The organism is Marinobacter nitratireducens (assembly GCF_000708045.1).
GTDB classification, from domain to species: Bacteria; Pseudomonadota; Gammaproteobacteria; order Pseudomonadales; family Oleiphilaceae; genus Marinobacter; species Marinobacter nitratireducens.
The window spans coordinates 760588-783208 of sequence record NZ_ANIE01000003.1 but is presented as its reverse complement, the minus strand read 5'-3'; the positions used below and the strand labels follow the sequence as shown (position 1 = coordinate 783208).

The window sequence follows — 22621 nt, the reverse complement described above, 5'->3', positions numbered from 1 at the left end:
CCGGAGTCAGATCCCGTAATCCCGCTCAACCTTCGCCACCCGAACCTTGAATCCTGAATACCACTGCTCATGCCCACGGCGTTGGGCTTCCCGGTGTTCTGCGTTTTGCTTCCAGTTTCGGATGGCGTCGGGGCTTTCCCAGTAGGACACGGTAATGCCCAGATCTTCACGGGCGGATTCCATGCCGAGGAAGCCGGGCTGCTGAGCGGCAAGCTCAACCATCCGGTCCGCCATGGCTGCATAGCCATTGTCGCCATCGGTGCGATGGCTGGAAAAAATGACGGCGTAATAGGGTGGTTCAGGTGTATTCGCGAGCTCTGACATGAGGTTCTCCCTGTCTCATTTGGGGGGGAACATGATGGACCGAACGTCCGCGATAAAAAAGGGGAAGTAACGATCCGTTCCAAAGTCATTGCCCGCCTCAACGTGCGTCGGCAACCGGAAGCCCTGAAACGACTCATAATCCGAGAGGAACGCACCAAACGGCTGGAGCTGATACCGCTTCTCGGGGTTGGCATTGGTCCAGCGCTCAAAGCTGACGGTGGTTGGACGACCGTCTTCATCCACCGTGATGTCGACCGATTGTTCAAGCTCGTCATGCCGGACCGTCACACGAGCGCAATCGTTGCCTATCAACGTCCATTCGACATCAGGGCCTGGTAGCACAGCCGCTGGCGACCAAATGACTGCCTCAGACACGTAGCGGCCGAAGGCTGAGCGTTTATGGTCGGGGTTGTTGCCCATGCGCGCCACGGGTAGCAAACCCATCAGCCAGAACCGTGTCCAGGACGCGCTGTCAGATCCGGACACCCTCATCAGCCCCCGTGTTGCGTTCATCTTCCAGACAAACCCCGCAGGGCAGGCCAGGGCCTGGTTGGCTGCCATCTTCAAGTAATCTGGTTTGGCTTTGGTACCCATTCCGAACTGCCCGGTCATGTTGATGAATGCCACCGTGAAGAGGGGAGTGCCGGGTTCAATGCAGAACTGGAAGAAACGCCGGGCGGGCTCGGGCAGATCCTTGATCATGTGGAGGGAAAAGGGGTCCGGGTGTTCGGATTGTAGCGATGCCAGCTGAGCGATTCTTCGGCGATCGGCAAGGTGGTCCAATCCCCGTCGCACGAGCAACGCGAGTAGAACGATGATCACCAGGGAAAAAATAAAACCTATGAACCGCTCCAAGAATCAAGACCTCATATAGAAACCTTCCAGAAGCGATAATCATACAACACCGGCACGACACCCGTGCGGCAAGGGGTGTCGTGCGCATTCCGAATCGATCAGAAACGGTATCGGGCGTTGGCATTCACGGTGCGCCGTTCACCGTAGCCACAGTCGCCGCCCTCGTAACGGCACCAGGTAATGTACTCCTCATCCGCGAGGTTCTTGGCATCAACGCTGAAGTCCCAGTTGCGCCACATATAGCCGATCATGGCATCGTACAGTGTGACGGACGGAACGCGGGGCGCACCACCTGAACCCACATTGTCACCGACGTAGCGAACACCGGCACCAAAGCGCCAGTTGCTGCCGAGATAGAGCTGGTTCCACCAGGAGGCCTGGCGCTCCGCCACGAAGGGCAGGCGGTTACCAGATACGTCATCCTTGGCGTTCATATCGGTGTACGCCAACTGGGTTTCAAACTGCTGCCAGCGCTTGTTGACCTGCAGCTCCCAGCCATGGATTACACCGCCGGTCTGTTCGACGCCGCCCGGTGTGGAACCATCACTTACACGGTTTTTCTGCTCAATGTCGAAGTAAGCTGCCGTCACGCCCAGTGAGCGGTCTGGAGAGACATACTTGATGCCGGCTTCCTGCTGTTCACCCGTAGTGGGTTTCAGGGTATTCGCGGACGCAGTTCCGTCGGTGCCCAGATTCATGCTGAACGCTTCTGCGTAGCTGATGTAGGGTGAAAGGCCGTTATCGAAGCGGTACATTACGCCGGCGCGGCCCGTGGTTGCCTCCTCGTCGCTGACGGTATCCGCACCGGTCAGGTTCAGGCGTCGGTTTTCCGCCCAGTCATGGCGGAGCCCGGCCGAAACGACTACTGGGCCGATCTCAATGTGATCCGCCACATAGAGGCCGAACTGCTCGATCTCGTTGTCTGGCCGGTCGGATGGCGTGATCACGGAATCGTTCAGGTTGCCGTATTGGGGATCGTACACATCGAACGTTCCACCCAGACCATACCCGTAGAAATAGTTGGACTGTTCCCAGCGGGCATCCTGGCGATCCGCACCAACGATGATCTGATGGCGTGTGATGCCGAAATCGATATCCCCCTCCAGGCGGGCGTCGAAGTTGAATATGCGGGTTTCCGCATCCGCGGTATAGATAGTTCGTGCAACCTCGCCATTGGCATCGGGAACACTTGGAATCCTGACCCAGTGTTCACGGTTTTCGGTGCTGGAGCGCGTGTATCGTGCGGTTGCGGACACTCCCCAGCTCTCGTTCAGCTGATGATCCAGGAACAACGTAGCCTCGGTTTTCTCACGATCATAACGATCCCAACCGGGCTCGCCCACGAACCGTTCAGAGCCGATATACCCCTGTGAACCCGGATCCAGAGTGCCGGCCTGAGGCAGGAACTGGGCGGATACCTGTCCTTTGTTCTCCTGACGATTCAGCAACAGGGAAACGCTGGTGGAATCGCTGGGCCGCCAGGTGAGGGATGGGGAGATCTGGTAACCGTCATCTTCGACATAATCAACCTGGGTGTCACTGTCCCGTCCAAGCGCAACCAGCCGGTACAACAGTTCGCCGTTTTCCGTCGCCGGGCCGGTGACATCCACCGCCAGTTGCTTGCGATTGAAGGTGCCATACTGGGCCCAGATTTCGCCCTCGGACTCTTCTTTGGGCAGCTTCGACACGGAATTGATAATGCCACCCAGGTCGCCCTGGCCGTAGAGCATGGAAGAGGGGCCTTTGAGAACCTCGATGCTCTCCAGGGCGTAAACATTGGTACGGACTGTGTTATAGGAGCCATAAATCTGACGCAGTCCATCCAGGTAACGGCCGGCGTCTACACCCCGGACTTTGGCGGAATCAATCCGCGTGTCGAACCCGAACCCACCGGCATAAACGCCGGGCGTGTAGAGCAGGGCATCCTGAATGGTTTTGGCTCCGGAATCCTCAATAAAACTCCGGTCAACCACGGACACCGAGTAAGGCTGCTCTTCGACAGGGACATCCATTTTGCCGACCTTGGGTTCCTTTTCCAGATCTGAGTAGCTCGGAGTGGAGATGGCATCGGAAACCACTTCCAGGGTCTCCAGACTGGGGGCTTCTTCCTGCGTCTGCTGTTGCGCCAGGGCATATGCGCTGGCGCCAAACAGTGAGGTGAGGGCGATTAACTGACTGAGATGCGTTTTGTGAGTTTTCATTCGTATCATGAACCTCCGTTAATTTACGGAAGCGAATGATAACAATTATCGTTAGCGTTACAAGCTTTGGCCGGAAAATTCAGTTGGCAGTGCAACGGTGATCCCAGGGGTCAGGTGTTCTGATCTCTGGGGTCACCGTTGTCGCACTTTACGCAGTTGAGCTCGAAACCGACCATGCCATTACGACCGGCTTCGCTCTGTGTCCACGGTCGGTTTGTCCAGGGTGGGTCGTGACGTACGTGTTGGAAATGCCCACAGGAAAGCTCCGCAACCCAGTGGTTTTCATCGTCTTTGTGGAAACCTGTGATTGGTTGCAGCATAAAGGTACCTGATTACCTGATTTTTCGGGGGCTGGATCTGCTCGCGTAGGAAACCTATTGGGCGTTCAGCTTGAGAGGAAGTTTCGTCTCAGGCCTTTTTGCCTGCGACGGGCTCCTCAATCTGATCGAGATCGACGAGGTTCCAGGCCAGGCCTTTATTTCGGTATATCCGTTTTTTCTTCTCAGGGTAATCACCCACATCGTGGTCCAGCCGCTGGCCCACGACAATGCACCGGAGCGTTGAACTCCCGGTATTTCGCAATGTGTGAGCCTCGCCTCCCGCACGGTACCCCAGAAAATCTCCTGCCTTAACGGCGAATCGTGACTCGCCGACGGTGGCCTCGGCTTCACCATCAAGGATGTAAACGCACTCATCTTCATGATGATGGCGGTGCAACTCGGTGGATTGGTGACCGGGTTCAATCTCAATGATATGGAAACCAAACCCGGTAAGACCGGTCAGGTCGCCTAACGATTTGTTGATGCGCCTGGCATTCTCGTTAAGGAAGTGTGTTTTGGAAACGCCTTCGTACTGTTCGATTTCTTCGCGGGTAACCAGATATTTATCCACGCCAAATTCCCTTTTTTGCTGGAGCCAATGCTCCTTTCCGCTGTCTCGAATAAACACTACCTCATAATACCCCCCAAATCATGGGGCGCTGCCACACGGCTTATGGATTTCCGCTACTATCAAAGTAGGTGAGCCATGAAGGCGACGTTGCTGTGGGGCTGTCGATAGAGAAGTCGGAATTTACGGCAAAAGAGTTTGAGCGTTTTGCGGCCAAGGTTCGGACGGACCTTAAAGCGCTGAGTCGTCTTCTGGAACGACCGGGCTTTGGGGTGGGGGAGAGTTCGATTGGGGCTGAGGTCGAGTTTTACATCGTAGACCCTGACCTGCGTGTACTACCCATCAATACTGACATCGCCGCTCGGGTTAATGACCCTCAACTCACCGTTGAACTCAATCGCTTCAATCTTGAGTACAACTTGAGCCCCCAGGCGTTCAATGGTGATCCGTTTGCCCGAACAGAGCAGGAGTTGCTCGCTGCCATTCATCGAATCAACCAGCAGGCGGCCCCGCTGAATGGCGAACTGGTGCCAATCGGTATACTCCCAACGCTCCGCCAGTCGGACATGGGCGCGCATGTGATGACCGATGTGCCCCGTTACCACGCGCTATCCAAGGCTTTGATCCGGCAACGGGGCGAGCCATTCAGCATTCACATCGGTGGCAACGACGTGATCAACCTGGAAGCAGACGACGTCTACATGGAAGGGGCGAACACGTCATTCCAGCTTCACTGGCGGGTGCCGGCCGACCGTTTTGCCGATTACTTCAATGCAGTCCAGCTGGTTACCCCGATTGCGCTGGCGCTGGCCAGCAATTCGCCGAGCCTGTTTGGCCACCACCTGTGGGATGAAACCCGGATAGCCCTGTTCAAACAATCCATCGACAGCCGATCCCCCAACCATAAAACTTGGCGCCATCCGCCCCGGGTCTATTATGGAAACGGCTGGGCCCGAAGCGCTTGGGAACTGTTTGCTGCATCGGCATCGCTGTATCCGCCGATCATCCCGGCGATGTCCGATGAGGATCCGATGGCGGTGGTTGACCGTGGAGAGGTGCCTACGTTGGCCGAGCTACGCCTGCACCAGGGAACAACGTGGCCCTGGAACCGGGCCATCTTTGACCATACCGAGGGAGGGCACCTGCGCATCGAGCTTCGTTCCATGCCGGCAGGTCCGACGGCGGTGGACATGTGCGCGAACGGGCTGTTCGTGATCGGGGCGGCGTTGGCCGTGCTGGATGATATTCAGCACCTGACTTCCATACTTCCGTTCCATTACACCGAACACAATTTTTACCGAGCCGCCAAATACGGCATCGGTGCAGAAGTTATCTGGCCCCACAAGGATCAGGTCCAGTTACAGGATATGCCACTGCTGACCATCGCCCGGGAACTGCTGCCAAGAGCGAGGAACGCATTACTGAGCACGGCCGTAGACGAATCTGAAATCACTCGGCTGTTGGGGATCATTGAAGGCCGGATCGAGACCGGTATGACCGGCGCCCGATGGCAGCGCCACATCACCGAGCAGCTCTGTGAATCCCTGCGCCCCGAAGAGGCTTTTCACCGGATGCTGGCGCTCTACATGGCCAACCAGAAGACAAACACGCCGCTTCACGAATGGACAACGACACCGTGAGCAATTCGAACGTTCTTGATTACCTCAACAATCCGTCTCCCCGGACCCTCGGGCGTTCACCCCTTGAGTGGCTGGACGGACTGCAGAAACCCACGGTGATCCGGGTTGCCGGCCGCGATCGCACCCGGACCCGCGCCCTGGCAACGCTCCTTCACGGCAATGAGCCGTCCGGGCTATTTTCCCTGCACCGGTGGCTACTGGAGCAGCACACACCGGAGGTCAACATGCTGTTTCTGCTGGGCGGGGTGCACCCGGCGAAGATCTCGCCAAGGTTGACCGTGCGCCAGATGCCCGGCGGGCGCGACCTCAACCGTTGCTTCAAAGAACCCTTTGAAGGGCGGGAAGGGGAAATCGCCCGGGCCATGCTGGCCGAACTGCACAACGCACAACCCGAATGCCTGCTCGACGTGCACAACACCTCAGGCACCGGCCCGGCCTTTGCGGTGACCATCACCAATGACGCCGCGCACCAGGCACTGACCTCGCTCTACACCGACCGCCTCATCATGACGGACCTTCGCCTGGGTGCACTGATGGAATACTCGGAGCAGGAGGTGCCCACCGTCACCATCGAGTGCGGCGGCTCGCAGGATGAGCAGGCCCACCAACTGGCTTACGATGGGCTTGTCCGGTACACCTCAAGGCAAGACGTACTGTCACTGGAGAAAGCGGAGTGGGGCGTTGGCGTATTGAGAAACCCGATTCGGGTGGAGATGGCTGAGGAGGCAACCATCGAGTACAGCCTGGAACCCACCGGCAGGGCAGACCTCACACTGCCCCCGGACATCGAGCACCGCAATTTTGGAGTTGTCGCCCCGGATGAACCCATGGGATGGGTTGGCGACAAAGGCCTGAGCATACTCACCGCCATCGGCCATAATCGGGCCGAGAGCGTGGAGCAGGTGCTACGAGCCAAGGACGGACTGATCTATCCCGCGCAGGCGATCAAGGTGTTCATGATCACCACCAACCCGGCCATCGCCAAGAGTGACTGCCTGTTCTACGCCGTTAAGGCGACAGGGGAGCCGCTTTTTTAGAGCGTCGTTTTTGTGTTGCCTTCATCCTGTCGTCGCTGCTTAAAGCGCCGGATGCTGCCAACCCCAGCAGACGGCGAAACTTCGGACACTCCATGTGGCTTGGTGCATCACAGACTGCTGCATGCCGGAGCCCATCACGCATCGCTGTGAACTTCTGGATGCGTCTATCGAGTTCGTCGGCCTTATCCAACAGTAATTCTCTGTCGATGCTGGGCGTTCCCTCAGAACCCAGCATCTGGACGATTTCATCCAATGAAAAGTCCACGGCACGCCCCAGTGCAATTAACGCCAGCCGCTCCAGCACATTGCCGCTGAAAACCCGGCGTAAACCTTGCCGACCAACAGAGCGGATTAATCCTTTTTCCTCATAAAACCGCAACGTAGAGGCCGGCAGGCCAGAACGTTTAGAAACCTCGCTGATGTCCATAACCAACCCTTGACCTCAAGTTAACTTGAAGTTGTACGCTACCAACACAGCTCATTCATGACAAACACAGGAGAGCTCTATGAGCATTTTTTTATTGGCCTTGTACATCGGAATAGGCGCGACGGCAGTTATGGACGTGTGGGGCCTGGCCCGAAAGCCGTTGCTTGGTGTGCCACCCCCGAACTATGGACTGGTCGGGCGTTGGATTGGCCATATGGCACGGGGGCGTTTCCGCCACGACTCGATCGCGGCGTCTGCTCCGGTGCGCGGTGAAAGCGTTATCGGGTGGGCTTTTCACTACCTGATCGGTATCGCGTTTGCTGCGTTACTTCTTGGTATCTGGGGGAACGCGTGGGTACAACAGCCAACGATTGGTCCTGCACTGACCGTGGGCATAAGCACCTTGGTGGCGCCTTTCTTGCTGATGCAGCCGGGCATGGGTGCCGGCATTGCGGCTTCAAGGACACCTAACCCCACATCTGCCCGACTTCAGAGCCTCATCACCCATGCGGTATTTGGTCTTGGCCTGTATGCGTCGGGCCAGGCGGTAAATCTATTTGATGTTGTCTAACCGACGGCAACTCTGTAGCTCGACCAACATTCCTTCAGGAGAATAACATGCGTATTCCAGCTCGTTTTGCACCAATCCTCTTCAGCGCCGTGCTCTCAGCCATCATGGTGTGCATCGTGTCGGCATTCGTTCTTGCGACGTCACAGGGCATAGACTCCGAATTTCCAGCGCAGTGGTTAGAGAGTTGCCTGACAACATGGCCGGTCGCTTTTCCAACCGTTGCGATAGTGGCTCCTTTGGTGAGGCGAATGGTTGGTCGGGTGACGGCTTGATCGTCGCGCTGTGTTCGAGCCGCCGCTCGCTGAGCGGCGGTATCAGCTATTCATCCGCCTGGTTCAATAGCTCCAACGCCTTGCGGTAGTAGTTTCCCTGTTTCCCTTCGGCGTTAATGTAGTCCAGCAGGTATCGTTTGGCTTGCTGCGGTTCCCCGGCCTTGAGAAAGGCGTCGCCCCGGAAGTATTTTTCAATTATAAAGAGCAAGTTGCAGTGAAATCTTGATGTATGGCAAAAGCATAGGGTGTCGATGAGAAAGCACAAAACTAACGTCTAATCGCACCGGCGCGAGCATCTTTCAGGCGTTAGCAAAGCCAACAATTCGTGAGCATCTTTATTATTCTTGACAATATATTTGGCGACTCCTGGTCCTGCAGCCTCCACCACCTTCTCATCCTTGATCCCAAATACTTCATCATACTTCCAGGACCAATAAACCATTGAGAAATTGAGTTTATTCCGAACAGCAACGCGATAGACCCTTAGCCAGCGGGGCGGCTTCATCAATACCAGCACGGTAGCTCTGGATACTCTATCCAGATACGTTCTGCTATTTCCTCCTTCTATGATCCATTGGTCCTTCGATGCCCAGGATTGTACTGTGCGATCAATGTCGGCGTTTGTTCGAAGCTTCCCGTCCTCATCATGAACCGCGTCATCAACGCAATAAACCGCAAGACCAAGAAGCTTCGATAGTCTGAGCGCCAACCAGGATTTACCAGCGCCGGTGCCCCCGATGATCATCACTCGTGTCGCGTTCATACGCTTTCTCGTTGTGGCTAACTACACTCTGGTCTCGTCTGGGATCAATGCCAGCAAATCCGTTACCCCAACCTCCTCGCCAGCTTGTGACAATAAAGTGGATACTTGGCCACGGTGATGTGTTTGGTGATTGAAGAAATGCAGAATCAGCGCTGAAAACCGCTTGTTCGCTGACACACCCTTAGTGTTCTGATAGCTCAAAATGTAATCCAGATCATTGTTGGAAAGTTTTGATATCCAGTGGATGATCTGCTCGTCCAGCCACTTTCGGTGGCTATATAGCTCACTGAAGTTTTCGAAAAGTATCTGATCTAGACTGGTGGGAAACGGGAGCTCAATAACACCTGTAAGGGCCTTTGTGCTTGCAGGGTGGGTGGCGAAGCGCTTGAGCCAAATCGTGTCACCTACCACGATGTGATTCAATGTACCCAGGATAGAACTGAAAAACGCGCCCCGATCTTCTGTAAGAGCCGATGTATCAAGGTGGCCTGCGGCGTCGTATTCTTTTTCATTCATCCACTGATTGTAAGCAGCCATCAATTCAAAATGTTGCTTCAAGCTCATCGAAGTTCCTTCTACTGTATAACGCTTGCAGCGGGGGCACTACAGCGTCCCTTGCCTACACTTGTTATGCAGCCGCTACCGATTGGCAGGCCTATGAGCCTGATTGTTGAGGGCCCACGGCTCTATGATTCAGACTTGAGCACCTCTGCCCGATCCCTCTCGTATTCTTCATATGACTTACTGGAACGTTCGATGCACTCGTCATACTGAGCGGGCGGCACACTTACGCATTCTTGTCGGTTGTTCCGCTGCATATTGTCATACACGGCTTTGCTGCTACATCCAGCCACCAAAATACACACCAGCAGTAAATAAAAAATCTTACTCATGTCTCATCATCCATGTAGTGCATAACGCCAGAGCGCACCGGCGCACTTTAGTGCGTCCGCGTGGCGCGACTTGTTATGAATTTTAATAGTTTCGCTCATTCGTAATAGCTTGTTCCAAATCCAATCCAGCATCGCTCATGAAAGCGTGCAAGCTACAGTATTGCTCACGATACCGATGGGCCCTAATGATCTTCGGACTGAAGAAAAGGCCAATTTCGGAGATTGAGTCGCGCCCATCTTCTCGAAAGAAAAGAGGAGATATTAGGCTTAGCAATTTCTTTGCTGTTTCCTTTTCCTTCTCATTTTCTGAATTGTGAGCATTGACGGCAAACCGCAGTGACCCAAGGACAATGTCAACTACAGAGCACATATGAGATTGACCAATCGCTGAGTAATGGAACCCAACGATACGATCTAGCCTCATCTCCTTTGAATATGGCATGTCTGTGAGGCCAATCGAAAACTTCTCTCTTAGGTGGTGGTCTATTTGCTTGTCTTTGAAATGGTCAATTAAAACCATCCCCGAGTCTTTAATTCGATTCAGATAGCACCAAAAGTGGTAGCAAATCCTGTTTATTTCATTTCGACGAGCATTGTTCGGACTTGTTGCAACATCATGGAGAATGAGCGAAGCGAAAAGGCGGCAATCATGACGTATCGCCTCTTCGATAATGCTTTGCTTAAGATTGATGAAATCCTGATGGTGTAGATCTTTTGGACCAGGATTAAACTTAAGCCGAAAATTGGCGGGAACACCATACTTGTCGCGGATTTCGTCAATGGCCTTAGACAAGGCGAGCATATTCGTATCTGATACTGAGACGCCGCCATAGACGAAAAATATCCCTTTCTTCTCTTCTAGGTTGGTCTCATCACAGTAGATCAATTGCACAAGGGTGCTCCCCACCTACTCATAACGCCTTGGGTAAGCCGCCGGGACGGAGCGCAGCGTAGTACCGGTGGACTTCACCCACTGGTTAGCCATCCTCTCTGCGGATGGCTCTCAATCCCACCATAACTTGGTCACCCTTGGTTGTGAGACACCAATAGGTTTTTTTATCTTTTACACTTCTGTTTCTAGTGCTTTTATCGATGAGGTTTAAAGCACGTAGCTGAACAACTATTGTTTCGTATGATGAACTATCAATTGCACAACTGGGTCTCTCGTGATGCCCTCGGCACTTCCTTAGAACTTCATCCTCATGATTTCGTAATAAAAAGGCATTAAGCCTATTCTTCAAACCAATATCGCTTTCTTCATCGATCAAAGAGGGAGCTAACTCGCCAAAAATCGTATTCCATGAATATGTTGCAGTCAGTGGGACTGAGACTCTTTCAAAAAACTCGCCGGCCTCGCCCATAAAGGATACCTCAAATAGATCATCACCTTGGGCAAGGTTAGTTTGGTCGATGGTTGAAGACGACGATGCCTGCTCTAATTCTTCTTCGAGTTTTTCTATTTCCTTTCTTAGACGAAGCATCTCTTGAGATGAGTCTTCGTCTGGAAGCAGATCGGCCTTTACCCAACCAACCGCAGGTGAGCGCTTTTTAAGCTGCACTAGGGACCTGCCTACCACTCCACCAAGTTCAGCTGGTGTCTCCCAATACTTGCAGAGCTTCTTCTGAACCAATTCTCTAAATTTCCCAAGCTTTTCGGAAAGCTCTTGGTCTTGGTCAGTTTTGCTAACCGCCAACTGGCTTGGATCTTTATAGACAAATGAAATTATTGGCTTTCCAGTCTCGAGAGCGTAACGGTATTCCATTTCCGTATAGCCCATCCCAGACTCAGAACATGAGCCGTAACGCCCGCCCAGAATAAGTACGTAATAGTCGCAATCGTCAATTACAGATTGAATGAATGTCCATTGGTCCTCATCTGACGCAGGGAAAAGCTCCATTCCTACTGGGATACAATCGAGTTCAAGCAAAGCCTGGATTACTTCTTTTCGCTCTTCCAAAAGATCGACATATGTGGAACTCACAAATACTTGGTACTTTTTATCCATAATTCTCCAGACTTTGAGTTCAATGAGGCTAACGCCGCCAACACAGGCAGCCGAAGCGCAGCGTAGGCTGTCCAGTGCAATGCGCTTTTTTGCATTGCACGATTGTGCTTGGCCTTGTTAGCTGCATACCGCCTGCCTTATACATCTTACTCTAGGGTCACTAAGAATTGGCCCTTTGAGAATTAGAATATGAGCATTTACGTGCTCTCGAAATGAGGCATACTCACCTACGACTTCATGCGGAATTAACAACGCTTCAATGACATTGAAGTTTTCGTCGTAGATTACTGCCGCCAATTCGTCGAAGTCTTTTTCTTCGTACTTTCGGATAGCACTAAGCTGGCGCGAGTTATTTGTAGGCGTAACTCTACGCCCTTTTATTTGGACGCGAGTGCCGTTCTTATCAACGCCGTCGTAGCCTGCTTTAGAGTTGGCTTCGAGATCAAGATCCAGAGCTTTTGCCACGAGCCACTCTGTATAGTCGCCCAGCGGATTATTCTGAGTTCTTACCACTCCACGACTTTTGAGCTCTTTCGTAATCGATGCTTGTAACTGCAAGAGCTCTTTTACATCCATTTGCTTGAGATTCACTCGAACCCTCTCTACAGCTAACGCCTGCAGCATGCGCGCCCATGGAGTGGAGCCGAAGGCGCAATGTAATGGGCGTCGCCGTGCCTGCACTGGTTATGCATCAGTTTTCTGCTCTAAAACCGGATTGTCGGTGCCGCTGGGCAATTCTTCTGTCCGTGCCTGTGTTTTCCACACAATTTCTGCAACTTCTCTTATTCTGTCTACAATTGGCTTGGCGTCTTTACCAAGCTTTCCGAGAACCACTCCTGCGTCGCCTACCAATCCCCAGAACCTATCAAGATCCGAGACACGTTTGTGCAACTCAGCCTGTAAATTCTCTAGTCTTTTTAGAAGACGTTGCTTATGTCCCGGGTCTAGATGCTCAACCTCTGAGAGATGCGATCTGATCTCATTGATGAGCAATTGCACACGCTCAAGATCACCTTGTGTAAACTCATAGGCGAATGATGACTTAAGCACGTTGTCATACCGCCTTTTAAAGGAATTTATTTTTAACTTTGTAGCTTCCCCTCGTAGAGATTTTTCAACCTCCTCAAGATATATTCTAAGAGCACTGCAGTTCTCGTGAATATTTATCGATGGCTCAGGAAGCTCCAAATCTAAATCTATTTCGTTAGCTTTTATTATTAAATCCACGAATGTCGATGCGTCCCACAGTAATTCATGCTCCTCATCAGTCCATTCTTCTCTGTTGTCTAGTTCATCTTGCGCAGCGAGTGCCCTCTTGCATGCCTCGACTAGACCTTCGATAGGTTTCTCTTCCACCTTTGCGATAAATTCCGGATCAAAGAACATTCAACTCCCTCTATATGCATAACATTTGTATAGCAGTCGCGATGATCATATTTCCCGACCAAATATTCACTATGACCACTTCTCAATCTAATTAAAAGTGCTTCAGATTCAACAGATTGAATCCAAAGCTCTTGCTCAGAGCTTCGATAAAAACGATCACCACGCTCGGTTTTCCTGATATCACGGCCTTTTCGATCAAGCCGATCACGTTTCCAGCCCACCAAACAAAAAGGCCCGAAGTTTTCACTCCAGGCCTTCTCGTCACTCACTGCAGTCAATCACCTCAACCGCACTTGCTGTCGCCGCAGGAGAGGCAGGTGGCGCAGCCGTCCATCACGATCACCGCCTTGGTGTTGCACTTGCCGCACATGGTGGCGTTGGCGGGGTAGTCGTTACTAGTGTCGTCGTTCGTGGCTGTGCTCTGGCTGGCTTCGAACTCGGCGCGCTTTTCCGCGAGGATGCGCTTGGTGGTTTCGCTGAGTTCGTCGTTTTCCAGCAGGCCGATGGCCTTCAGGTGCTTCTCGATGACGGCGCCGATTTCAGCCACCAGGGAGGGCATGAATACGCCGCCTTTCTTGAAGTAGCCGCCGTTCGGGTCGTACACGGAGCGCAGCTCTTCCACCAGGAAGGTCACGTCGCCACCTTTGCGGAATACCGCAGAGATAACGCGGGTGAGGGCGATAACCCACTGGAAGTGCTCCATGGACTTGGAGTTGATGAACACTTCGTACGGCTGCCGGCTCTCGTGGTCGGTGTCTTCGTTGAGCAGGATGTCGTTGATGGTGATGTACATCGCGTGCTCGGCCACCGGCGGCTTGATCTTGTAGGTGGTACCCAGCAGGAAGTCCGGCCGTTCGATGTTTTCGTTCATCTCAACGGGTTTGGTTTCCGCGTGTACCGGTGCCTGGTGCTCGGTTGCGTCTGCGTCGGCTTTCTTAACGCGGTAGCCGACGATCTGATTGCTGATTTTGACTGTCATGTTCGTTGTCCTGTGTCGGTTCCCGGATCAGTACTTGCCGTAGGTGCCTTCTTTGAGGGCATCAAACAGGTTGGCGGCGGTGTGGGTTTCACCGTCGTATTCTACCTGTTCGTTTCCACGCAGCGTTACTTTGCTGCCGTCGTCCAGGGTGAACTCGTATAGGGTGTTCTCAAGGTCTTTCTCTTTTACCAGTACGCCCTGGAAGGCTTCCGGGTTGAAGCGGAAGGTGGTGCAGCCTTTCAGGCCCTTGTCGTAGGCGTAGAGGTAAATGCCCTTGAAGTCCGGATACGGGAATTCTGTAGGAACGTTGGCCGTTTTGGAAATCGAGGAATCTACCCACTTCTGGGCAGCGGCCTGGATATCCACGTGCTGCTGCGGCGTTACGTCGTCAGAGGTGGTGAAGTAGCTCGGCAGTTTCTTGTCTTCTTCCTCGGAGAACGGCATGGCGCCCGGGTTCACCAGCTGGCGGTAGGCCAGCAGTTCGAAGGAGAACACGTCCACTTTTTCTTTGGTCTTGCGACCTTCCCGGATGATGTTACGGGCGTAGTGGTGCGAGAAGCTCGGCTCGATACCGTTACTGGCGTTGTTGGCCAGTGACAGGCTGATGGTGCCGGTCGGCGCGATGGAGGTGTGGTGGGTAAAGCGGCCACCTTTCTCAGCCAGTTGCTTCACCAGCTCCGGCTCTACCTTGGCGATTTCCTGCATGTAGTGGCTGTACTTGGCGTGAAGCAGCTTGCCTTTCAGTACGTCACCGATCTTGTAGCCGTCTTCGGCCAGTTGCGGGCGCTTGGCCATCATCTTCGGGGTGATTTCGAAGTCTTCGTCCATCACCGGGGCAACGCCTTTCTCTTCCGCCAGGGAGAGGGACTGGCGCCAGCCTTCCACGGCCATCTCGCGGACGACTTCTTCGGTGAAGGCAACGGATTCGTCAGAACCGTAGGGCATGCGGAGCATGGCGAGGGTGGAACCCAGGCCGAGGATGCCCATGCCGTGGCGGCGCTTGTGGGTGATCTCGTGGCGCTGCTCAGGCAGCGGCAGGCCGTTGATCTCGACCACGTTGTCCAGCATGCGGGTGAAGATGCCCACAACCTTGCGGTACTTCTCGTAGTTGAAGCTGGCCTTCTCGGTGAACGGGTAGTCCACGAATTTGGTCAGGTTCACGGAGCCCAGCAGGCAGCTGCCGTAAGGGGGCAGGGGCTGCTCGCCACAGGGGTTGGTGGCGCGGATGTCTTCGCAGAACCAGTTGTTATTCATCTGGTTGACCTTGTCGATCAGGATGAATCCTGGCTCGGCGTAGTCGTAGGTGCTGGTCATGATGGTGTCCCAGATGAACTGGGCTTTCACGGTTTTGTAGATGCGGCAGGCAACTTTGCCTTCGTCGTTAACGACGTAGCCATCTAGAACCGGGAAGTCGCGGTACAGGAACTGGGAAGCGTCGGCCAGGTCCAGGCCTTCTTCTTCGGCTTCCTTCTGGGTGACAGGGAAGGAGAGGTGCCAGTCGTCGCCGTTGCGAACGGCTTCGATGAAGTCTTCGGTGATCAGCAGGGACAGGTTGAACTGGCGCAGGCGACCGTCTTCACGCTTGGCCTGGATGAATTCGATGATGTCCGGGTGGTGAATGTCGAAGGTGGCCATCTGGGCACCGCGGCGGCCACCGGCAGAAGACACGGTGAAGCACATGCGGTCGAAGATATCCATGAAGGACAGCGGGCCGGAGGTGGTGGCGCCGGCACCCGCAACGTAAGCACCGCGTGGGCGCAGGGTAGAGAACTCGTAACCAATACCGCAGCCGGCCTTGAGGGTCAGGCCCGCTTCGTGGTTTTTCTCCAGGATGTCGTTCATGGAATCGTGAACGGTTCCGGACACGGTGCAGTTAATGGTGGAGGTGGCAGGCTTGTGAGCTTCCGCGCCGGCGTTGGACGTAATACGGCCCGCCGGAATGGCACCGTTCTGCAACGCCCAGATGAAGTCTTTCATGTGCTTGGTGCGCACGGACTTGTTCTCGACTTCCGCGAGGGCTTTGGCCACCCGCTCGTAGGTCGCGTTGATGTCTTTGTCTACGGGCTCGCCAGTCTTGGTTTTCAGCTGATATTTGCTGTTCCAGATGTCGAGCGAAGCTTCCTGCATCGGAATCGTTGTGATCACTGCCTGTGCCTTAGCGTTCATTGCCACCCTCGGTCTTCCCAGTATGTACTGATTTGACAGCACTGTCGTTTGGACAGCCTGTACCCCTTCAAATTCACGTTTTTGTCAGATTGTCCGATTGTTTGTGTGCAACCACTAGATATGGTGGCCGCACGATGCCATGAGGCATACGTATCGGAGTCTGTTTTAGCTTTGGATCATTGTTGTCGGCCTGGCTGTGGCCGATTGCCCCACAGCTCGCAGGCTATGTGGCTTGGAAGTCTGTGGCCCTATATGTGGGCTTATTTTTTGGAAAGTATAACAGGATATAGTGGTCTGTGAATAAGAACGGAACTATTGAAGAGCGCGATGGCGCAAAGAAAATCAATCAAAGTGGGCTTGCATCCCGAGGAAATGCCGCCGTTGGCGGGTTTGCGGCGGTGTAGGCGCTTGCCACTATATCTTGTGGTTAAAAAATGGACTCTTCAGCGGGTTCGTTTGAAGTCTGAACTAAGTATGTGACACCTGCACGTACCCAACGACAACGTGTCGCTAAAGTATTAACGTGGCGTCGATTTATGCAGTGGCCCACAGGAAGTGATAACCACTATAAAAGGAAACAACAAATGAAAGGCCTGAAACCTTCTTTGCTGGCGCTGTGTGTTGCGGGTGCGCCACCCGTGGCCATGGCGGAGATTCAAATGCTGGACGAAGCCTCGATGGGAAACATTACCGGTCAGGCCGGTGTGACCATTGAGCTCGAAACCAAGGTCAACATCGACCGGTTCATCTACACCGATGAAGGTTCACTGGAAGTGAACGACATCTCCGTCGGTGGTGGCAACCGGACGGACTACTTTGCCGAGCTGGGGTTCAATCTCACTGGTGGTGCGCCGTCTGATCTGCTGGATAACGTGCGTATCAACATTGATATCGCCCAGGATGGTGATGCCATCATCAACATTCTGCCGATGGCGTTCGGTGCGGTGGATCTGACCGTAGCCACTGGCGCCTGGAACCTGACCAGCGCTGTGTCTGCTGACAGCACCACCATCCTGGATAACTTCCGGATGGACGCGCTGATCGGCTCCGGCACGATCCGTGTGGATACCGCGACGGATAAGCTGAACTTCCAGACCGACATCGCCATCGATGACATGGACTTTGATGTTCCATTCCTGGCACTTGGTATCGAGGACTTCCAGCTCACCGGTGCGAACTATGATCTGCAGGCGCCTCAGCCGCTGGATCTGTTCGCCAATGTCGACATGGATATCTACAAGGCGCCGAACAACGCCGGCGTGGATAGCCTGGCGATCGACCTCAATACCTTCGAGGCGGATATCCGCGTCGGTGGTGTGATTGTGGGTGGTACGTCGATTGGTTCCATTGCTATGGATAACCTGGCAATTACCAACACGGCGATGCGGATCTACGGTCACTGATCGCGATCTCAAGCGCATAAAAAAGCGGGGCCTGGCCCCGCTTTTTTTGTGGCATAGCCGTTGGCTTCAGCCCAGCAGAAGGCTGTCGTCATCCACGGAAAGGCCACGCTGTTTTTCAAACAGACCAAGAAGATCTTTGACTTCCAAACCTTCCCGTTCCTTACCGGCGATGTCGAAAACCACTTGTCCCTGATGCAGCATCACGGTGCGGCTGCCAACTTCCAGCGCCTGCTTCATGCTGTGGGTGACCATCAGGGCAGTAAGCTTCTGCTCCTCAATGATCTTCTCCGTCAGCTCCAGAACGAAAGCGGCGGTTTTCGGGTCCAGGGCGGCGGTGTGCTCATCCAGCAGCAGGATGCTGGAGGGCGTGAGGCTCGCCATCAGCAGGCTGACAGCCTGGCGTTGGCCACCGGAGAGCAGGCCCATTTTGTCGCCGAGCCGGTTTTCCAGACCCAGTTTCAGGGAGGAAAGACTGTCCCGGAATTTTTCCATGTACTGCTTTTTGACCGCGGCGGTGAGCCCGCGGCGCTGGCCGCGCTTGATCGCCAGGGCCAGGTTTTCCTCAATGGACAGGCCTTCACAGGTGCCGGCCAGCGGATCCTGGAACACGCGGGCAACCCGGTTGGCGCGCTTGTGAGTGGGCAGTTTGGTGACGTCGGTGTTATCGACGATGATTTCGCCGCTGTCCACCATCACTTCGCCGGCGAGGGCGTTCAGGAAGGTGGACTTGCCGGCACCGTTACTGCCGATCACGGTAACGAATTCGCCCTGGTTAACCGTCAGGCTCATGCCCCGGAGTGCGGGGTTTTCCAGAGGCGTTCCTTTACCAAAGGTCAGCCGGAGATCGCTTGCACTGATCATGTCGCCCCCTTACGCCTTTTTCCGGGAAAGTTTGCTCATCACTGAAGTGCGTACGCCAGGCAGAACGATGGCCAGGGTCACGAGCACGGCGGTGATCAGGTTGAGGTCCTGCGCTTGCAGGCCGAGAACGTCTGCATTGAGGGCAAACGCGATGGCGAGGCGGTAGATGATGGCGCCGAAGACACAGGCAAGCAGGGCGCGTACAACCGTTGAGGGTGTAATCACCGCTTCACCACCAATCAGTGAGGCCAGGCCAATAACGATCACGCCCACGCCCATGGTGACGTCCGCTGCGCCCTGGCTCTGCGCAAACAGCGCCCCCGCCAGACCGACCAGACCGTTGGAGAGCGCGACGCCGAGAATGATCATGCCGCCCGTGGCGATGCCCTGGGCGCGGGCCATTCGGGCGTTGGCACCGGTGGCCCGCATGGCCAGGCCGGTCTCGGACTTCATAAAGCGCCAGAGCAGGATAAAGGCGACAATCACCACAAGAATGAACAGCAGCACCGGTACCTGATGGTAGGCCAGGCCGAGGTCATACCAGGGGGTGAGTACGGTGTCTTCGGTCAGCAGTGCGACGTTCGGGCGGCCCATGATGCGCAGGTTCACGGAATACAGCGCAATCATGGTGAGGATGGACGCCAGCAGGTTCAGGATGTTCAGCTTGACGTTCAGCATGGCGGTCACCGCACCGGCGGCCATGCCGGCTAGTACGGCTGCGCCGGTGGCAATCCATGGATTCCATCCGCTAATGATGAGAACGGCGGCCACGGCGGCACCGAGGGGAAAACTACCGTCAACGGTCAGGTCCGGAAAGTCCAGAACCCGGAAAGAGATGTAGATGCCGAAGGCAACCAGGCCGTAGATGAGGCCGGTTTCAACGGCACCGTAGAAAGCGATTTCACTGAGCATGGGTAATATTCACTGTGAAAGAAAACGGGCGGGCCCTTGTGGGGTCCGCCCGTTCGGGTCAGGCGTTACTTGTCGCTCTTGACGACTTCCTTGGCTTCCGCGATCAGATCGTCGGAGAGAGTGATGCCCATCCGCTCGGCGGCGGCCGGGTTCACGAACAGATCAAGCGTGCTCATGGTCTCAACCGGGATATCCGCAGGCTTGGTGCCTTGCAGAACCCGCAGAACCATCTTGCCGGTCTGGCGTCCGTGGTTGTAGTAGTCGAAGCCCATGGCGGCAACGGCGCCACGCTCAACGGTAGCCGTATCGGCGGCAAATACGGGAATGTCGGCGCGCTCGCCAACGGACACCACCGCTTCTGCGGCGCTGATGACGGTGTTATCTGTGGTCAGGTAAATGGCGTCGGCCTTGCCCACCAGGGAGCGGGCGGCACCGAGGACTTCGGAAGTCTTGGTGGCGGCGGCTTTTTCCAGAGTAAGGCCTCGGGCTTCCAGTTTTTCCTGAAGCATTTCTACCAAGGAAACCGCGTTTGCCTCACCCGGGTTATAAACGGTACCGATGTGCTTGGCATCCGGCATGACGCGCTGGAGCATGTCCAGGTGCTTGTCGATGGGGAGCATGTCGCTGACGCCGGTGATGTTGGCACCAGGCTTGTCCCAGCTTTTTACCAGCTTGGCGCCGACCGGATCGGTAACGGCCGAGAACACCACCGGAATGTTCCTCGCTGCTGCGGCAACGGTCTGGGCGGAGGGTGTCGCAATGGCCACGATAACGTCTGGGCTTTCACCCACGAACTTGCGGGCAATCTGGGATGCGATGGCGGCGTTGCCCTGTGCGCTTTCGTGCATAACCGTCAGGTTGTCGCCTTCCTTATAACCCTGCTCGGCGAGTTCGTCCTTAACTCCCTGGTATACGGCATCCAGCGCGGGGTGTTCGACGATCTGCGTGATGGCAACGGTAGCGGGTTCTTGCGCCTGCACCAGGCCGGCGGCTGCCAGCAACGAGGCACCAACCAGGGTGCGCAGGGTTTTCTTGGCCATGTGGCGTTCTCCGAATCGGGTTAAACGAAAGCGCGAAAGTTTACCACAGCGAGCGCCTGTGAGGAGTAGGGGTTCTTACGGTAGCGCGCGGTATTTAAAGGAATAGTTGTTTTTGGGAACCTTTTTGCTTGCGTCACGTTTTGACCGGCTATAGTGTGTTGAAATACCCTACGAAAGTCTAATAATAAGCCCTTACAACTCGAACAACGAATGCAAGGAAGATCCATGGACACAACGAACAAACTTCCCCTCGATATGGTCTATCACTGGGAAAAGGCCAAGGCCAACTCCCTGTATATGACCCAGCCCATCGGCGACGGCAAGGTGGTTGAGTACACCTGGGCGCGGGCCGTTGATGAAGCGCGGCGTATGGCGGCTTACCTGAAATCCCTGAACCTACCGGAAAAGAGCCGCATTGGTCTGATTTCCAAGAACTGCGCGCAATGGATCATGACCGATTGGGCGATCTGGATGGCTGGCCACATCTCCGTGCCGCTTTATCCCACCCTGAATGCAGACACCGTAAACTACATTCTCGACCACGCCGGTTGTGAGGTGTTGTTCGTGGGTAAGCTGGACGACTGGGACATGATGAAGCCGGGCGTGCCGGAATCGGTTCGCTGCATATCCTACCCGCTGAGCCCGAAGAATGACTTCGAAACCTGGGATGATATCGTGGCCAAGTTCCCGCCTCTGGAAGGCGAGACCCACCGCGATCCCGATGAGCTGGCGACGATTGTTTACACCTCTGGAAGCACCGGCCGTCCGAAGGGGGTCATGCTGAGCTTCCGCAATATGGCGTTTGCCGCTGCCGGCGGCACGGAAGTCCTTGGCGTCGGCCCGGATGAAAGAATGCTGTCGTATCTGCCGTTGGCCCATGTATTCGAGCGTACGTTTGTTGAGTTGGGTTCGCTTTACACCGGGTTCCACCTGTTCTTCGCCGAATCCCTGGATACGTTTGTTCAGGATCTTCAGCGCGCCCAGCCGACGCTGTTCCTGTCTGTACCGCGCCTGTGGGTGAAGTTCCAGCACGGTGTACTGCAGAAGATGCCGAAAAAGAAGCTGGATCGCCTGATGAAGATTCCGCTCCTCAACAAGGTGATCAAGAAGAAGATCCTCAAGGGTCTGGGGCTGGACAAGGTCAAGCTGGCTGGCAGTGGCTCTGCGCCGTTGTCGAGCGATGTATTGGACTGGTACCGCAACCTTGGGCTGGAGCTGCTCGAAGGCTACGGCATGTCCGAGAACTTCGCGTACTCTCACATGAACAAGCCGGGCCGCTCTCGCACCGGTTATGTGGGTGAGGCTGCACCGGGTGTGGAAGTGAAGATCAGTGAGCAGGGCGAAGTCCTGGTCAAGAGCCCGGCCACCATGATGGGTTACTACAAGGACGAAGAGAAGACCAAAGAGGCCTTCACCGAAGACGGTTTCCTGCGTACCGGTGACAAGGGGGAGATCGACGAGATGGGCCGCCTGAAACTGACCGGCCGCATCAAGGAAATTTTCAAGACCAGCAAGGGCAAATACATTGCGCCAGCGCCAATCGAGAATCGCCTGATGTCCCACGATGCCATCGAGATGGTGTGTGTCTCCGGGGCGAATCAGACGCAGCCACACGCGTTGGTCAAGCTGGGTGAGGAGCTGGAGCCCAAACTGGCGGATGAAAACTTCCGCAAAGAGCTGGAGGCCAGCTTCAAGCAGTTGATCCAGGACGTCAACAAGACCGTGGATCCTCATGAGCAGCTTGCCTTTATCACCGTGGTGAAGGACGACTGGTCCATTGAGAACAGCTTCCTGACGCCAACTCTGAAGCTGAAGCGGAACGTGGTCGAAGACGCCTATCAGGCAAAAGTGGATAGCTGGTACGCCAAGCGGCAGCCGGTGATCTGGCAGTAACGTTTCGTCTGGATCAGTATCAGCATGAGATCGGGCCTGGCAGAAATGCCGGGCCCGATTTTTTTTGGAGATGCTTTGTTTCCGGCGCTGTCGGGGTATCGGAT

Annotated in this window: 24 protein-coding genes; 6 read left to right on the top strand and 18 right to left on the bottom strand. The window is 54.9% G+C overall.

Features of this window, described 5'->3' with window-relative positions:
- Positions 1–6 precede the first annotated feature (6 nt).
- The 5 genes from D777_RS05440 to D777_RS05420 all read right to left on the bottom strand — a co-directional run bounded on the left by D777_RS05440 (position 7) and on the right by D777_RS05420 (position 4271).
- A complete protein-coding gene (locus D777_RS05440; protein ID WP_036129398.1) occupies positions 7–324 on the bottom strand; it encodes an antibiotic biosynthesis monooxygenase family protein in 318 nt (105 codons plus the stop codon).
- A 15-nt stretch (positions 325–339) separates the two neighbouring features.
- Positions 340–1179, bottom strand: coding sequence for a DUF6544 family protein (locus D777_RS05435; protein WP_036129397.1), 840 nt, complete (start codon positions 1177–1179; stop codon positions 340–342).
- Positions 1180–1277: 98 nt separating this feature from the next.
- Positions 1278–3380 (bottom strand): TonB-dependent siderophore receptor, encoded by a 2103-nt coding sequence (locus tag D777_RS05430; protein ID WP_036129396.1) that lies wholly within the window; start codon positions 3378–3380, stop codon positions 1278–1280.
- A gap of 110 nt (positions 3381–3490) precedes the next feature.
- Entirely contained in the window at positions 3491–3700 is a 210-nt protein-coding gene (locus D777_RS05425; RefSeq protein WP_036129395.1) for a DUF3565 domain-containing protein, read from the bottom strand.
- A gap of 88 nt (positions 3701–3788) precedes the next feature.
- Positions 3789–4271, bottom strand: coding sequence for a cupin domain-containing protein (locus D777_RS05420; protein WP_036129394.1), 483 nt, complete (start codon positions 4269–4271; stop codon positions 3789–3791).
- A gap of 128 nt (positions 4272–4399) precedes the next feature.
- On the opposite strand from D777_RS05420, the gene D777_RS05415 reads away from it, so the two are divergent.
- A complete protein-coding gene (locus D777_RS05415) occupies positions 4400–5908 on the top strand; it encodes a hypothetical protein (protein ID WP_227501673.1) in 1509 nt (502 codons plus the stop codon).
- Positions 5905–6945: a M14 family metallopeptidase gene (locus D777_RS05410; protein ID WP_227501672.1), complete on the top strand. Its 1041-nt coding sequence runs from the start codon at positions 5905–5907 to the stop codon at positions 6943–6945. Before D777_RS05415 ends, D777_RS05410 begins: the two co-directional genes overlap by 4 nt.
- On the opposite strand, the gene D777_RS05405 is transcribed toward D777_RS05410, so the two are convergent.
- On the bottom strand, positions 6917–7372 hold the full coding sequence (locus D777_RS05405; RefSeq protein WP_036129392.1) for a helix-turn-helix domain-containing protein: 456 nt from the start codon (positions 7370–7372) through the stop codon (positions 6917–6919). The two genes, D777_RS05410 and D777_RS05405, sit on opposite strands and share 29 nt — an antisense overlap.
- A gap of 79 nt (positions 7373–7451) precedes the next feature.
- On the opposite strand from D777_RS05405, the gene D777_RS05400 reads away from it, so the two are divergent.
- Complete coding sequence (locus tag D777_RS05400) at positions 7452–7943, top strand: DUF2938 domain-containing protein (protein WP_036129391.1); 492 nt, start codon at positions 7452–7454, stop codon at positions 7941–7943.
- 47 nt (positions 7944–7990) lie between these two features.
- A complete protein-coding gene (locus tag D777_RS05395; protein ID WP_036129390.1) occupies positions 7991–8215 on the top strand; it encodes a DUF2798 domain-containing protein in 225 nt (74 codons plus the stop codon).
- A 46-nt stretch (positions 8216–8261) separates the two neighbouring features.
- Here the strand turns inward: D777_RS05395 and D777_RS17995 are convergent, their stop codons facing one another.
- The 9 genes from D777_RS17995 to D777_RS05355 form a co-directional block, all read right to left on the bottom strand.
- Positions 8262–8423: a hypothetical protein gene (locus tag D777_RS17995; RefSeq protein WP_160171425.1), complete on the bottom strand. Its 162-nt coding sequence runs from the start codon at positions 8421–8423 to the stop codon at positions 8262–8264.
- Between the two features lie 66 nt (positions 8424–8489).
- Positions 8490–8978, bottom strand: coding sequence for a P-loop NTPase family protein (locus tag D777_RS17630; RefSeq protein WP_051668946.1), 489 nt, complete (start codon positions 8976–8978; stop codon positions 8490–8492).
- Positions 8979–8999: 21 nt separating this feature from the next.
- On the bottom strand, positions 9000–9542 hold the full coding sequence (locus tag D777_RS05385; protein ID WP_036129389.1) for a DinB family protein: 543 nt from the start codon (positions 9540–9542) through the stop codon (positions 9000–9002).
- Between the two features lie 411 nt (positions 9543–9953).
- Complete coding sequence (locus D777_RS05380) at positions 9954–10763, bottom strand: DUF3800 domain-containing protein (RefSeq protein WP_036129619.1); 810 nt, start codon at positions 10761–10763, stop codon at positions 9954–9956.
- Between the two features lie 85 nt (positions 10764–10848).
- Complete coding sequence (locus D777_RS05375) at positions 10849–11877, bottom strand: DUF4062 domain-containing protein (RefSeq protein WP_036129388.1); 1029 nt, start codon at positions 11875–11877, stop codon at positions 10849–10851.
- 117 nt (positions 11878–11994) lie between these two features.
- Positions 11995–12468 carry a DUF6998 domain-containing protein gene (locus D777_RS05370; protein ID WP_051668971.1) on the bottom strand — a complete coding sequence of 158 codons (474 nt, stop codon included), beginning with the start codon at positions 12466–12468 and terminating at the stop codon, positions 11995–11997.
- Between the two features lie 93 nt (positions 12469–12561).
- The gene (locus D777_RS18050; protein WP_036129387.1) at positions 12562–13263 is read right to left on the bottom strand and encodes a hypothetical protein; all 702 of its coding nucleotides are present in this window, start codon (positions 13261–13263) and stop codon (positions 12562–12564) included.
- A gap of 283 nt (positions 13264–13546) precedes the next feature.
- Positions 13547–14242, bottom strand: coding sequence for a TSCPD domain-containing protein (locus D777_RS05360; RefSeq protein ID WP_036129386.1), 696 nt, complete (start codon positions 14240–14242; stop codon positions 13547–13549).
- Positions 14243–14269: 27 nt separating this feature from the next.
- A complete protein-coding gene (locus D777_RS05355; RefSeq protein WP_036129385.1) occupies positions 14270–16408 on the bottom strand; it encodes an adenosylcobalamin-dependent ribonucleoside-diphosphate reductase in 2139 nt (712 codons plus the stop codon).
- 584 nt (positions 16409–16992) lie between these two features.
- On the opposite strand from D777_RS05355, the gene D777_RS05350 reads away from it, so the two are divergent.
- Entirely contained in the window at positions 16993–17811 is an 819-nt protein-coding gene (locus D777_RS05350; protein WP_036129384.1) for a DUF6160 family protein, read from the top strand.
- Positions 17812–17877: 66 nt separating this feature from the next.
- Here the strand turns inward: D777_RS05350 and D777_RS05345 are convergent, their stop codons facing one another.
- From D777_RS05345 to D777_RS05335, 3 genes are all read right to left on the bottom strand, one after another.
- On the bottom strand, positions 17878–18672 hold the full coding sequence (locus D777_RS05345) for an ABC transporter ATP-binding protein (protein ID WP_036129383.1): 795 nt from the start codon (positions 18670–18672) through the stop codon (positions 17878–17880).
- Positions 18673–18681: 9 nt separating this feature from the next.
- A complete protein-coding gene (locus D777_RS05340) occupies positions 18682–19584 on the bottom strand; it encodes an ABC transporter permease (RefSeq protein WP_036129382.1) in 903 nt (300 codons plus the stop codon).
- A gap of 65 nt (positions 19585–19649) precedes the next feature.
- A complete protein-coding gene (locus D777_RS05335) occupies positions 19650–20624 on the bottom strand; it encodes an ABC transporter substrate-binding protein (protein WP_036129381.1) in 975 nt (324 codons plus the stop codon).
- A gap of 225 nt (positions 20625–20849) precedes the next feature.
- Between D777_RS05335 and D777_RS05330 the strand changes: the two genes are divergently transcribed.
- Positions 20850–22517, top strand: coding sequence for an AMP-binding protein (locus tag D777_RS05330; protein WP_036129380.1), 1668 nt, complete (start codon positions 20850–20852; stop codon positions 22515–22517).
- Positions 22518–22621: the final 104 nt, after the last annotated feature.